Source organism: Streptomyces sp. NPDC043952 (assembly GCF_056435325.1).
In genome coordinates this window covers 15,597-28,405 of the sequence record NZ_JBWKES010000019.1, presented here as the reverse complement: position 1 = coordinate 28,405, position 12,809 = coordinate 15,597, and the positions used below count along the sequence as shown (strand labels likewise).

Genomic DNA, 12,809 nt, shown 5'->3' with positions numbered 1-12,809 from the left:
AAGACTCCCCGGCCATGGCCACACCCCCTCCCACCGGGCCTCTTGTCACGCGGGACGACATCGCCGCCGGGCTGCGGATGCTCGGTGTCACCCCCGGCGAGACTCTTCTCGCACATTCGTCCCTGAGTTCCCTCGGATGGGTGAACGGCGGGGCCGTGGCGGTCGTCCAGGGGCTCCTCGACGCCCTCGGTCCCCACGGCACCCTGGTCGTCCCCGCCCAGTCCGCCGACCTCTCCGACCCGGCCCTGTGGGGGAACCCGCCGGTGCCCGAGCAGTGGTGGGACCGGATCCGGGCCACCATGCCGCCGTACGACCCCCGCACCACCCCCACCCGCGGCGTCGGGGTGATCCCGGAGACCGTGCGGACCTGGCCCGGCGCAGTGCGCAGCGCGCACCCGCAGACCTCCTTCGCGGCCGTCGGCCCCCGCGCGCGGGAGATCACCGAGGCCCACGCCCCCGACTGCCGGCTCGGCGAGCGAAGCCCGCTGGCCCGCCTGGAGGAACTGGGCGCCCGCGTCCTGCTGCTCGGCGCGGGCTACGACACCTGCACCGCCTTCCACCTGGCCGAATACCGCGTGCCCGGCCCGCTCGTCCGGGTCGGCAGGCCCGCGCCGGGCGGCGGCTGGGAGACGGTGACCGAGGTGTCGATCACCTCCGAGCCGTTCGGGGAGCTGGGCCGCGACTTCGAGCGGGCGCGTCCCGTCGTACGGGGCGAGGTGGGCGCCGCCGACGCCCGGCTGTTCCCAGTGGCGGACGCCGTGGCCTACGCCGAGGAGTGGCTGAGGGCCCGCCGGTCCCCCGCGCGCGGCTTCCCGCACCCCCGCGACTGATCGGCGAGTGCTCTCCCTAGACTCGGGTCCATGCGAAGTGAGCCTGTCGTCCAGGTCCAGGCCCTGGTGAAGCGGTACGGCACGAAGACCGCGGTCGACGGCCTCGACCTGGAGGCCGGGGCGGGCGTGACCGCCGTTCTCGGACCCAACGGCGCCGGCAAGACCACGACGGTCGAGACCTGCGAGGGGTACCGGAAGCCGGATTCCGGCACGGTGCGCGTCCTGGGCCTCGACCCCGTGCGGCAGTCGGCCGAGCTGCGGCCCCGGATCGGCGTGATGCTCCAGTCCGGCGGCGTGTACTCCGGCGCCCGCGCGGACGAAATGCTGCGCCATGTCGCCAAGCTGCACGCCCACCCGCTGGACGTGCCCGCCCTGATCGAACGGCTCGGCCTCGGCAGCTGCGGCCGCACCTCCTACCGCCGGCTCTCCGGCGGCCAGCAGCAGCGCCTCGCGCTCGCCATGGCCGTCGTCGGCCGCCCGGAACTGGTCTTCCTGGACGAGCCGACCGCCGGCCTCGACCCGCAGGCCCGCCGGGCCACCTGGGACCTGGTGAAGGACCTGCGCGCCGACGGCGTCTCGGTCATCCTCACCACGCACCACATGGACGAGGCCGAACAGCTCGCCGACGACGTCGCGATCATCGACGGCGGCAAGGTCATCGCCCAGGGCTCCCCGGAGGAGCTGTGCAAGGGCGGCGCCGAGAACACCCTGCGCTTCACCGGCCGCCCCGGCCTCGACGTCGGCTCCCTGCTCAAGGCGCTCCCGGACGGCTGCACGGCCGCCGAGCTGACTCCGGGCGCCTACCGGGTCGTCGGCAGGATCGACCCGCAGCTGCTGGCCACCGTGACCTCCTGGTGCGCCCAGCACGGGGTGATGCCGGACCGCATCTCGGTCGAACGGCACACCCTGGAAGACGTCTTTCTCGAACTGACCGGCAAGGAGCTGCGCTCATGACCACCGCGCCGGGTACGTACGCGCCCAAGCCGGGGGCCGCGCCGCTGCCCCGCATGATCGCGGCGCAGGCGGCCCTGGAGACGAAGATGCTGCTGCGCAACGGCGAGCAGCTGCTGCTGACGGTCGTCATCCCCACCCTGCTGCTCGTGCTGTTCAGCTCCGTGGACATCGTGGACACCGGCAAGGGCAAGGCCGTCGACTTCCTCGCGCCGGGCATCCTCGCCCTCGCCGTGATGTCGACCGCGTTCACCGGGCAGGCCATCGCCACCGGCTTCGAGCGCCGCTACGGCGTGCTCAAGCGGCTCGCCGCCTCGCCGCTGCCGCGCTGGGCCCTGATGACCGCTAAGACGGCGTCCGTGCTGGTCACCGAGGTGCTTCAGGTGATCCTGCTGACGGTGATCGCCCTGGCGCTCGGCTGGTCCCCGCACGGCGACCCCGCCGCCGTACTCCTGCTGCTGATCCTCGGCACCGCCGCCTTCTCCGGGCTCGGGCTGCTGATGGCCGGCACCCTGAAGGCGGAGGCGACGCTGGCCGCGGCCAACCTGGTGTTCCTGCTGCTGCTCGTCGGCGGCGGGGTCATCGTGCCGCTGGACAAGTTCGGCGCGGCCGGTCAGCACGTCCTGGGTCTGCTGCCCATCTCCGCGCTCTCCGGCGGCCTGCGGGACGTGCTCCAGCACGGCGCCGGAATGCCCTGGGGGGACCTCGGGATCCTCGCGGTGTGGGCGGTCGTGGGGCTCGCGGCGGCGGGGAAGTTCTTCCGCTGGGAGTGAGCGACGGCACGGCGCCGGACGGGACCCTCGTGAAAGCGTGCACAAGCGGCGGCCTACGATGGTGGGCGTGCCAAAGCTGAACCGCGCCGACGCCGTAGCGGCCCTGCGTAATCCGCTCGCCTTCATCGCCGACCGCTGGACCCCGAAACCGGGGACCGTGCAGCGGGCGGCCCTCGCCGCGCTCGTGATGTCGGTGGCCATCGTCGTCACCGGCGGTGCCGTGCGGCTGACCAGCTCGGGCCTCGGCTGCCCGACCTGGCCCGAGTGCACCGACGGCTCGCTGACGCCGACGCAGGCGCTGAGCTATCACAGCGCCATCGAGTTCGGCAATCGCATGCTGACCTACGTGCTGTGCGCGGCGGTCGGCTGGGCGATCGTCGCCGCCCGCTCCGAGAAGCCGCGCCGTCGGGGCCTGACCCGGCTCGGCTGGGCGCAGTTCTGGCTGGTGATGGGCAACGCGGTGCTCGGCGGCATCGTGGTGCTGGTCGGCCTCAACCCGTACACCGTCGCCGCGCACTTCCTGCTGGCGGCCGCGCTGACCACGGTCGCCCTGGTGATGTGGCAGCGCACCCGCGAGGGCGACGCGGCCCCCCGGCCGCTGGTCGGCAAGGCCGTGGTGCAGCTGGTGTGGTTCCTGGTGGTCGCGGCCGTGCTGCTCATCGCGGTCGGCACGGTGGTCACCGGCGCGGGCCCGCACGCGGGCGACTCCAGCGATGTGCAGCGCATCCCGATCGACTGGGAGACGGTGGCCAAGCTGCACGCGGTGCTCGCGTGGATCGTGGTGACGCTGACGTTCGCCCTGTGGTTCATCCTCAAGGCCGTCGACGCCCCGCACGGCCCGCTGGCCCGCACTCGGGAGCTGTTCCTGATCCTGCTGGCTCAGGGCATCATCGGCTACGTCCAGTACTTCACGCACCTGCCCGAGCTGCTGGTCGGCGTCCACATGCTCGGTTCCTGCCTGGTGTGGATCGGCGTCCTGCGGGTCCTGCTGGCGCTGCGCGAGCGCCCGGAGGCGGAGCTCGGGATGCCCGAGCCCGCGGCCGGGGCCACGGTTCCCACGAACGCCTGACGCACCCCCTCGATCGGCCTCGCTCACTTGTACCCGGCGACCAGCGCGTCGATCGCCGGGCCCAGATAGGCGCGGGTCAGTTCGGCGCGCCGGGTGAGCCAGGTGTCGTCACCGGCCAGAACGGGATCCCCGTACCGCCTGCGGGTGATGTCCTCGACGACCTCGGCGGGCGCGCCGCGGTCCGGCAGCTCGGCCAGGGCCTCCCGCTTGGAGATCAGCCGTCCCCCGCACAGGGTCACGGTCGCCCTGAGCGAAGGTCAGCAGCCCGAGGTCGCCCCAGATGTCCTGGCGCCTCCCCGTGCAGCACCCGGCCGAAGGCGTGCAGCTCGCGCCGGGTGACGGGGGTGACCGGGCGGCGCAGCACATGGCCGTGCGCCTGGGTGAGATGCGCCCAGCCCGGATCGTCGAGGTCGGCTGGGGCGAGACAGCCACAGTGCAGCTTCGCGGCGAGCGGCTCCCGGCGCAGCCGCCGGTGCGGGGATACGACCCGTCGTACGGTCTTCAGACCCGGCGGCGCCGGAAGCACCGCGATCAGATCGAGATCGCTGCGACCCTCCTGGTAGTCACCGCCGGCGAGCGAGCCGTGCGCCCGGACGGCACGGGGGCGCAACGGTGTGAGGGCGTCGAGAAAACATCCGGGCAGGGCTTTTGTCCGCATGCCGCCCAGTGTGGCGCTCCCCCTGGGGCGCGCGGGGCGGTATTCGGCATACGGCTGCGCCGCGCGGGCGCACACCGCGGCGCTCCCGTGGCCGGCTCGTGGATCAGCCCCCGAGCTGGATCCCCGCCATCCGCTTCCACTCGTACGGCCCGGTCGTCACCTTCGCCGCGAACTCCCCGTCAAACGCCTCGTGCACGGTGATTCCGGCCTTCGCCACCGCCTGTTCGGCGATCGCGTAGGAGGGGGCCACCACATCGCCCCAGCCGCCGTCCTCGCCGACGAGCACGATTCGCGCCCCGCGCTCACCGATGTACGCCACCTGCCCCTCCGCGCCGCCGTGGGCCTTGGAGAAGGCGCTGATCCTCCGGGCGAGCCGGGCCACCGTGCGCTCGGCCTTCGCGTCAACCTGCTGCGTGTCTGCCATGCCTGGATGCTACCGACGAGTAGATCAAACGGCGACGGGAGGGGTGCGTGGCCTTGACCACGCGCCCCTCCCGCCGGGAAGCAGGTGCGTCAGCGCAGGAACGGGTCCACCGCGACGGCGACGAAGAGGATCGACACATAGGTGATCGACCAGTGGAACAGCCGCATCTCCTTGAGCTTCGCGCCGGTGACCTCGGCCTTCGCCCGGTTCTGGAGCCCGTGCGCCTCCCAGAGCCAGAAGCCGCCGGCCGCGAGGGCCACGACCGTGTAGAACCAGCCCGTGTACCCCAGCGGGGTGAGCAGCAGCGAGACGGCGACCATCACCCAGCTGTAGATGACGATCTGCCGGGCCACCACCTTGTTGGAGGCGATCACCGGGAGCATCGGCACTCCGGCGCGCGCGTAGTCGTCCTTGACCTTCATCGACAGCGGCCAGTAGTGCGGCGGCGTCCAGAAGAACATCACCAGGAAGAGGATGACCGGTGCCCAGGACATCGAGTCCGTGACCGCGGACCAGCCGATCAGCACCGGCAGACAGCCCGCGATGCCGCCCCAGACGATGTTCTGCGCGGTGCGGCGCTTGAGGATCATCGTGTAGACGACGACGTAGAACAGCAGGGCACCCAGCGACAGCCAGGCGCTGAGCCAGTTGACGGTGAGCCCGAATAGCAGCGTGGAGACGACCCCGAGCGCGATGCCGAAGGCCAGGCACTCGCGCGGGCTGACCATGCCGGTCACCAGCGGCCGCTGCGAGGTGCGGTCCATGACGGCGTCGATGTCGCGGTCGATGTACATGTTCAGCGCGTTGGCGCCGCCCGCGGAGAGGTAGCCGCCGAGGCAGGTCAGCAGCACCAGCTTCAGGTCGGGCACACCCTGCTGCGCCAGGAACATCACCGGCACGGTGGTGATGAGCAGCAGCTCGATGATCCGCGGCTTGGTCAGCGCCACGAATGCCTTGACACGGGCCCCGAACGGCCGGTGGGCCGGGCTCGGGTTCGTACCACCGAGCACGGCAGCTGGACGGGATTCGACGGCCGTCACGCACACCCCTGACAGAGACATCCCAGCGAGCCTCCCCCGGATGAGGTCTTCATAAGGGCTCGCGCGTACCACGCCACTTTAGACGTTGCCCATACCCCGGCCTTCGCGGGGGTGGGGTCGTGTTGGCGGTCACACGGACGGGCTCCCGCGGGAGTCCCGTCGACTTCCCGGAACACCCCTTTATCAGAGATCCCAAAAGAGGCCCCCCACCACTCTTTTGAGCGGTCAGATGAGCACCCCTTTATTCATGTGCCAAATGCCGTCTCGCCCAGTCGGGAGGCGGATCCCGTCGATGCCCGGCAGTCTGGAAACACCCGCGAAAACGCACGTCCTTACGAGGGTAGGCTCGACAACGTCCGGCGGGCAGAAGCACGCCGGCGGCCGGGTGGGCGCGTGCCCCAGGACCGGCGAACGACATGTGGAGAGGAGCCCTGACCCAGGGTGAGCACCAAGCCGACCACCACAGACCTTGAGTGGACCGACCTGGACCAGCGGGCCGTGGACACCGCCCGAGTCCTGGCCGCCGACGCCGTACAGAAGGTCGGCAACGGCCATCCCGGTACGGCGATGAGCCTGGCCCCCGCCGCCTACACCCTCTTCCAGAAGGTGATGCGGCACGACCCGGCCGACCCGGAGTGGGTGGGGCGCGACCGCTTCGTGCTGTCCGCCGGCCACTCCTCCCTGACCCTCTACACCCAGCTCTACCTGGCCGGCTTCGGCCTGGAGCTGGCGGACCTGGAGTCCTTCCGCACCTGGGGCTCGAAGACTCCGGGCCACCCGGAGTACGGGCACACCAAGGGCGTCGAGACCACCACGGGCCCGCTGGGCCAGGGTGTGGCCAACGCGGTGGGCATGGCGATGGCCGCCCGCTACGAGCGCGGTCTGTTCGACCCGGAGGCCCCTCAGGGCGAGTCGCCGTTCGACCACTTCATCTACTGCATCGCCGGTGACGGCTGCCTCCAGGAGGGCATCTCCGCCGAGGCGTCCTCGCTGGCCGGCCACCAGAAGCTCGGCAACCTGATCCTGCTGTGGGACGACAACCACATCTCGATCGAGGGCGACACCGAGACGGCCGTCTCCGAGGACACCGTCAAGCGCTACGAGGCCTACGGCTGGCATGTGCAGCGCGTGGAGCCGAAGGCGGACGGCGACCTGGACCCGGCGGCGATCTACGCCGCGATCCAGGAGGCCAAGCAGGTCACCGACCGGCCCTCCTTCATCGCGATGCGCTCGATCATCGCCTGGCCGGCCCCGAACGCCCAGAACACCGAGGCCGCGCACGGCTCGGCGCTCGGCGCGGACGAGGTCGCGGCCACCAAGCGCGTCCTCGGCTTCGACCCGGAGAAGTCCTTCGCCGTCGAGGACGACGTGATCGCGCACACCCGCAAGGCCCTGGAACGCGGCGCCCGCGCGAAGGCCGAGTGGGAGAAGGCGCTCCAGGTGTGGCGGGACGACAACCCCGAGCGCGCCGCCGAGTTCGACCGCATCGCCAAGGGCGAGCTGCCCACCGGCTGGGAGGAGAAGATCCCGGTCTTCGAGCCCGGCAAGTCGGTCGCCACGCGTGCCGCCTCCGGCAAGGTGCTCCAGGCGCTCGGCCCGGTGATCCCCGAGCTGTGGGGCGGCTCCGCCGACCTCGCCGGCTCCAACAACACCACGATCGACAAGGCCAGCTCCTTCCTGCCCGAGGGCAACCCGCTGCCGGAGGCCGACCCGTACGGCCGTACGATCCACTTCGGCATCCGCGAGCACTCCATGGGCGCCGAGCTGAACGGCATCACGCTGCACGGCAACACCCGTGTCTACGGCGGCACCTTCCTCGTCTTCTCCGACTACATGCGCAACGCCGTGCGCCTGTCGGCCCTGATGCACCTGCCGGTGACGTACGTGTGGACGCACGACTCCATCGGTCTCGGCGAGGACGGCCCCACCCACCAGCCGGTCGAGCACCTGGCCTCGCTGCGCGCCATTCCGGGCCTGAACATCGTGCGCCCGGCGGACGCCAACGAGACCGCGATCGCCTGGCGCGAGGTCCTCAAGCGCTACACCAAGGAATACGGCAAGGGCCAGCCGCACGGCTTCGCGCTGACCCGCCAGGGCGTGCCGACGTACGAGCCCAACGAGGACGCCGCGAAGGGCGGTTACGTCCTGTTCGAGGCGGAGGGCGGCGAGCCCGAGGTCATCCTGATCGCCACCGGCTCCGAGGTGCACGTGGCCGTCGAGGCGCGTGAGCGGCTTCAGGCCGACGGCGTTCCGACGCGGGTCGTGTCCATGCCGTCGGTCGAGTGGTTCGAGCAGCAGGACCAGGGGTACCGGGACTCCGTGCTGCCGCCGTCCGTGAAGGCCCGTGTCGCCGTGGAGGCGGGGATCGGGCTGACCTGGCACAAGTATGTCGGGGACGCCGGCCGCATCGTTTCCCTGGAGCACTTCGGTGCGTCCGCCGACGGCAAGGTCCTCTTCCAGGAGTTCGGCTTCACCGCGGAGAACGTGGCCGCGAAGGCCCGGGAATCCATCGCCGCCGCCCAGCGCTGACGCCCATATACGACACGTAGGAGATGTAATTCCATGACAGACGCACTCAAGCGCCTTTCCGACGAAGGCGTCGCGATCTGGCTGGACGACCTGTCGCGCAAGCGGATCACGTCCGGCAACCTCGCCGAGCTGATCGACCAGCAGCACGTCGTGGGCGTCACCACGAACCCGACGATCTTCCAGAAGGCGATCTCGCAAGGCGACGGCTACGACCAGCAGGTCTCCGACCTCGCCGCCCGCAAGGTCACCGTGGAAGAGGCCATCCGCATGATCACCACGGCGGACGTCCGCGACGCCGCCGACATCCTGCGCCCGGTCTTCGACGCCACGGACGGCCAGGACGGCCGGGTCTCCATCGAGGTGGACCCCCGCCTCGCGCACAACACCAAGGCGACCGTCGCCGAGGCCAAGCAGCTGGCCTGGCTGGTGGACCGCCCCAACACCCTGATCAAGATCCCGGCCACCCAGGCGGGTCTGCCGGCGATCACCGAGGTCATCGGCCTGGGCATCAGCGTCAACGTCACGCTGATCTTCTCCCTGGAGCGCTACCGCCTGGTCATGGACGCGTACCTCTCCGGCCTGGAGAAGGCCAGGGAGCGCGGCCTGGACCTGTCGAAGATCCGCTCGGTGGCGTCCTTCTTCGTGTCCCGCGTGGACACCGAGATCGACCGCCGCATCGACGAGATGGGCACCGACGAGGCCAAGGCGCTGCGCGGCAAGGCCGGCGTGGCCAACGCGCGCCTCGCCTACCAGGCGTACGAGGAGGTCTTCTCCTCCGACCGCTGGAACGCGCTGGAGAACGCGGGCGCCCACAAGCAGCGTCCGCTGTGGGCCTCCACCGGTGTGAAGGACCCGGCGTACAAGGACACCATGTACGTCGAGGAACTGGTCGCGCCGAACACGGTCAACACCATGCCGGAGGCCACCCTGGAGGCCACCGACGACCACGGCGAGATCCGCGGCGACGCGGTCACCGGCACCTACGCCGAGGCCCGCGCCGACCTGGACGCGCTGGAGAAGATCGGCATCTCGTACGACGAGGTCGTACAGGTGCTGGAGGACGAGGGCGTCGACAAGTTCGAGACGTCCTGGAACGACCTGCTGAAGTCCACCCAGGCGGAGCTCGAGCGCCTCGCTCCTTCGGAGGGCTGACTTGTCACCCGTTTCGGGATCCGGAGCGAACCCGCTCCGTGACCCGGCCGACCGACGGCTCCCGCGCATCGCGGGGCCGTCGGGTCTGGTCATCTTCGGGGTCACGGGCGACCTGTCGCGCAAGAAGCTGATGCCCGCGGTGTACGACCTCGCCAACCGGGGTCTGCTGCCGCCGGGCTTCTCGCTGGTGGGCTTCGCCCGCCGCGAGTGGGCGAACGAGGACTTCGCGCAGGAGGTCCACGACGCCGTCAAGGCGCACGCCCGTACGCCGTTCCGTGAAGAGGTCTGGCAGCAGCTCATCCAGGGGATGCGCTTCGTGCAGGGCACCTTCGACGACGACGAGGCGTTCGAGCGGCTGCGCTCCACCATCGAGGAGCTGGACAAGGCGCAGGGTACGGGCGGCAACTTCGCCTTCTACCTGTCGGTGCCGCCGCGCTCCTTCCCGGTGGTCATCCAGCAGCTGAAGAAGCACGGACTGGCCGACCAGTCCGGCGGTTCCTGGCGGCGCGCGGTCATCGAGAAGCCGTTCGGGCACGATCTGAAGTCGGCCGAGGAACTGAACGCCATCGTGCACGAGGTGTTCGCCCCGGACCAGGTCTTCCGGATCGACCACTACCTCGGCAAGGAGACCGTCCAGAACATCCTGGCGCTGCGCTTCGCCAACACGATGTTCGAGCCGATCTGGAACCGGTCCTTCGTGGACCATGTGCAGATCACCATGGCCGAGGACATCGGCATCGGCGGCCGGGCCGGCTACTACGACGGCATCGGCGCCGCCCGTGACGTCATCCAGAACCACCTGCTCCAGCTGCTCGCGCTGACCGCGATGGAGGAGCCCGCCTCCTTCGACGCGCAGGCGCTGGCCGCGGAGAAGACCAAGGTGCTCGGCGCCGTACGGCTGCCGAAGGACCTGGGCAAGGGCACCGTGCGCGGACAGTACGCGGCGGGCTGGCAGGGCGGCGAGAAGGTCATCGGCTACCTCGAAGAGGACGGCATCGACCCGAAGTCGAAGACCGACACGTACGCGGCGATCAAGGTGGGCATCGACAACCGCCGCTGGGCGGGCGTCCCGTTCTATCTGCGCACCGGCAAGCGGCTCGGCCGCCGGGTGACGGAGATCGCCGTCGTCTTCCAGCGGGCCCCGCACTCCCCCTTCGACCACACGGCGACGGAGGAGCTGGGACAGAACGCGATCGTGATCCGCGTCCAGCCGGACGAGGGCATCACGGTCCGCTTCGGCTCCAAGGTGCCGGGCACCTCGATGGAGATCCGGGACGTGTCCATGGACTTCGCCTACGGCGAGTCGTTCACGGAGTCCAGCCCGGAGGCGTACGAGCGGCTGATCCTGGACGTGCTGCTCGGCGACGCCAACCTCTTCCCGCGCACGGAGGAGGTCGAGCTGTCCTGGAAGATCCTCGACCCGATCGAGCAGTACTGGGACAAGCACGGCAGGCCCGCGCAGTACCAGTCGGGCACCTGGGGCCCCGCCGAGGCGGACGAGATGCTCGCACGAGACGGACGGAGCTGGCGCAGGCCATGAAGATAGACCTGACCGACACCACCGCCGGCGAGATCAACAAGGCGCTCGTGCGGGGGCGCCGGGCCATCGGCACCCCCGCCGTCGGCATGGTCCTGACCCTCGTCATCGTCACCGACGAGGAGAACGCGTACGACGCGCTGAAGGCCGCCGACGACGCCTCGCTGGAGCATCCCTCGCGCACGCTGGTGGTCATCAAGCGGATCTCCCGCACCCCGCGCGACCGCACCACCTCGCGCCTCGACGCCGAGGTGCGGGTCGGCGCGGACGCCGGCACCGGCGAGACGGTCATGCTGCGGCTGTACGGCGAGGTGTCCCAGCACGCCGACTCGGTCGTGCTGCCGCTGCTGCTGCCGGACGCCCCGGTGGTCGTGTGGTGGCCGGTGAACGCCCCGCTGGACCCGGCCAAGGACCCGCTCGGCGCGCTGGCGCAGCGCAGGGTCACCGACACCTACGCCGCCGAGGAGCCGGTACGGGAGCTCGCGGCCCGCGCCGCCGCCTACACCCCCGGCGACACCGATCTGTCCTGGACCCGGATCACGCCCTGGCGCTCGATGCTGGCGGCCGCCCTGGACCAGGTCACCTGCGAGGTGCAGGCGGTCGAGGTGGAGGGCGAGGAGTTCAACCCGAGCTGCGAGCTGCTGGCGATGTGGCTCGCGGACCGGCTGGACGTGCCGGTACGGCGCTCCCCGTCCGCGGGACCCGGCCTGACCGGCGTCCGCATGGAGACCACCTGCGGCCCGATCACCCTGGACCGCGCGGACGGCTCACTGGCCACGCTGTCCATCAAGGGGCAGCCGGCGCGGGCGGTGGCGCTCAAGCGGCGCGACACCGCCGAGCTGATCGCGGAGGAGCTGCGCCGGCTGGACCCGGACGACACCTACGCGTCGGCGCTGCGGTACGGGGTGGACCGGCTGCACACGGTTCCGGAGCAGGGGGCCGACGAGGCGCCCGCCGGGACTGCCGGCGAGGGGACCGGGGTCGCCGAGCCGGCGCCCGTCGAGGAGGCGGCCAAGGCGCCCGCGAAGAAGGCGGCGTCCAGGACCGCGAAGAAGGCACCCTCCAGGAAGGCGACGGCGAAGTGAGCACCCCCCAGCTGGTCGTCCACCGCGACAAGGAACTGATGGCCCAGGCCGCCGCGGCCCGCCTGATCACGAAGATCGTGGACGCGCAGGCCTCCCGTGGCACCGCGTCCGTGGTCCTCACCGGCGGCCGCAACGGCAACGGCCTGCTGGCCGCCCTGGCCGCGGCCCCGGCACGGGACGCCATCGACTGGACCCGTCTGGACCTGTGGTGGGGCGACGAGCGCTATCTGCCCGAGGGCGATCCGGAGCGCAATGTCACCCAGGCACGCGCGGCCCTGCTGGACTCCGTCCCGCTGGATCCGGCGCGGGTGCACGCCATGCCCGCCTCCGACGGGCCGTACGGCACGGACGTCGAGGCGGCGGCCGAGGCGTACGCGGCGGAGCTGGCGAAGGCGGCCGGGCCGGAGAACCACGGCTCGGTGCCCACCTTCGACGTGCTGATGCTGGGCGTCGGCCCGGACACCCATGTGGCTTCGCTCTTTCCGGAGCTGCCGGCTGTCCGGGAGACCGAGCGGGCGGTGGTGGGCGTGCACGGCGCGCCCAAGCCGCCGCCGACCCGGATTTCGCTCACCCTGCCCGCGATCCGCTCGGCCCGTGAGGTCTGGCTGCTCGCGGCGGGCGAGGACAAGGCGGAGGCGGCGGCCATCGCCCTGTCCGGCGCGGGCGAGATCCAGGCCCCGGCCGCGGGGGCGAGGGGGGGGGGGTGCGGTCGTTCTGGCAGCGGTGGGTTCCGCCGCGCGATCCCCTCTTCGGTGGGGGGT

11 protein-coding genes and 1 pseudogene are annotated in these 12,809 nt (G+C 71.3%); 9 read left to right on the top strand and 3 right to left on the bottom strand.

Annotated features, from left to right (window positions below):
* The first annotated feature begins 14 nt into the window (after window positions 1-14).
* From AC069R_RS21875 to AC069R_RS21860, 4 genes are read left to right on the top strand one after another with little or no spacing between them, the layout of a single operon-like run.
* Window positions 15-830 (top strand): AAC(3) family N-acetyltransferase, encoded by an 816-nt coding sequence (locus AC069R_RS21875; protein ID WP_478768482.1) that lies wholly within the window; start codon window positions 15-17, stop codon window positions 828-830.
* 30 nt (window positions 831-860) lie between these two features.
* The gene (locus AC069R_RS21870) at window positions 861-1,784 is read left to right on the top strand and encodes an ABC transporter ATP-binding protein (protein WP_478768481.1); all 924 of its coding nucleotides are present in this window, start codon (window positions 861-863) and stop codon (window positions 1,782-1,784) included.
* Window positions 1,781-2,554 (top strand): ABC transporter permease, encoded by a 774-nt coding sequence (locus tag AC069R_RS21865; protein ID WP_478768480.1) that lies wholly within the window; start codon window positions 1,781-1,783, stop codon window positions 2,552-2,554. Before AC069R_RS21870 ends, AC069R_RS21865 begins: the two co-directional genes overlap by 4 nt.
* 58 nt (window positions 2,555-2,612) lie before the next feature.
* Entirely contained in the window at window positions 2,613-3,623 is a 1,011-nt protein-coding gene (locus AC069R_RS21860) for a COX15/CtaA family protein (protein WP_478768479.1), read from the top strand.
* Between the two features lie 23 nt (window positions 3,624-3,646).
* Here AC069R_RS21860 and AC069R_RS21855 read toward each other — a convergent pair.
* The 3 genes and pseudogenes from AC069R_RS21855 to AC069R_RS21845 all read right to left on the bottom strand — a co-directional run bounded on the left by AC069R_RS21855 (window position 3,647) and on the right by AC069R_RS21845 (window position 5,751).
* Window positions 3,647-4,281: pseudogene (locus AC069R_RS21855) on the bottom strand (nucleotidyltransferase).
* Window positions 4,282-4,384: 103 nt separating this feature from the next.
* On the bottom strand, window positions 4,385-4,705 hold the full coding sequence (locus AC069R_RS21850; RefSeq protein ID WP_397986537.1) for a hypothetical protein: 321 nt from the start codon (window positions 4,703-4,705) through the stop codon (window positions 4,385-4,387).
* Window positions 4,706-4,794: 89 nt separating this feature from the next.
* Window positions 4,795-5,751, bottom strand: a complete 957-nt coding sequence (locus AC069R_RS21845; protein ID WP_478768579.1) for a heme o synthase — start codon at window positions 5,749-5,751, stop codon at window positions 4,795-4,797.
* Between the two features lie 435 nt (window positions 5,752-6,186).
* Between AC069R_RS21845 and tkt the strand changes: the two genes are divergently transcribed.
* The 5 genes from tkt to pgl form a co-directional block, all read left to right on the top strand.
* A complete protein-coding gene (gene tkt / locus AC069R_RS21840) occupies window positions 6,187-8,274 on the top strand; it encodes a transketolase (RefSeq protein ID WP_478768478.1) in 2,088 nt (695 codons plus the stop codon).
* Window positions 8,275-8,307: 33 nt separating this feature from the next.
* A complete protein-coding gene (gene tal / locus AC069R_RS21835; RefSeq protein WP_478768477.1) occupies window positions 8,308-9,426 on the top strand; it encodes a transaldolase in 1,119 nt (372 codons plus the stop codon).
* Between the two features lies 1 nt (window position 9,427).
* Complete coding sequence (zwf, locus tag AC069R_RS21830; RefSeq protein WP_397986534.1) at window positions 9,428-10,966, top strand: glucose-6-phosphate dehydrogenase; 1,539 nt, start codon at window positions 9,428-9,430, stop codon at window positions 10,964-10,966.
* Window positions 10,963-12,048, top strand: a complete 1,086-nt coding sequence (opcA, locus tag AC069R_RS21825; protein WP_478768476.1) for a glucose-6-phosphate dehydrogenase assembly protein OpcA — start codon at window positions 10,963-10,965, stop codon at window positions 12,046-12,048. The genes zwf and opcA overlap by 4 nt, the downstream gene beginning before the upstream one ends.
* Window positions 12,045-12,809 (top strand): 6-phosphogluconolactonase (pgl, locus tag AC069R_RS21820; protein WP_478768475.1); only part of this gene is annotated, 765 nt, incomplete at its 3' end. The genes opcA and pgl, both read left to right, overlap by 4 nt.

Excerpts from the sequence above, each read along its gene's own strand:
- AC069R_RS21875 (WP_478768482.1), top strand. The coding sequence starts at position 15 with ATGGCCACACCCCCTCCCACCGGGCCTCTTGTCACGCGGGACGACATC.
- AC069R_RS21870 (WP_478768481.1), top strand. The coding sequence starts at position 861 with ATGCGAAGTGAGCCTGTCGTCCAGGTCCAGGCCCTGGTGAAGCGGTAC.
- AC069R_RS21865 (WP_478768480.1), top strand. The coding sequence starts at position 1,781 with ATGACCACCGCGCCGGGTACGTACGCGCCCAAGCCGGGGGCCGCGCCG.
- AC069R_RS21860 (WP_478768479.1), top strand. The coding sequence starts at position 2,613 with ATGGTGGGCGTGCCAAAGCTGAACCGCGCCGACGCCGTAGCGGCCCTG.
- AC069R_RS21850 (WP_397986537.1), bottom strand. The coding sequence starts at position 4,705 with ATGGCAGACACGCAGCAGGTTGACGCGAAGGCCGAGCGCACGGTGGCC.
- tal (WP_478768477.1), top strand. The coding sequence starts at position 8,308 with ATGACAGACGCACTCAAGCGCCTTTCCGACGAAGGCGTCGCGATCTGG.
- opcA (WP_478768476.1), top strand. The coding sequence starts at position 10,963 with ATGAAGATAGACCTGACCGACACCACCGCCGGCGAGATCAACAAGGCG.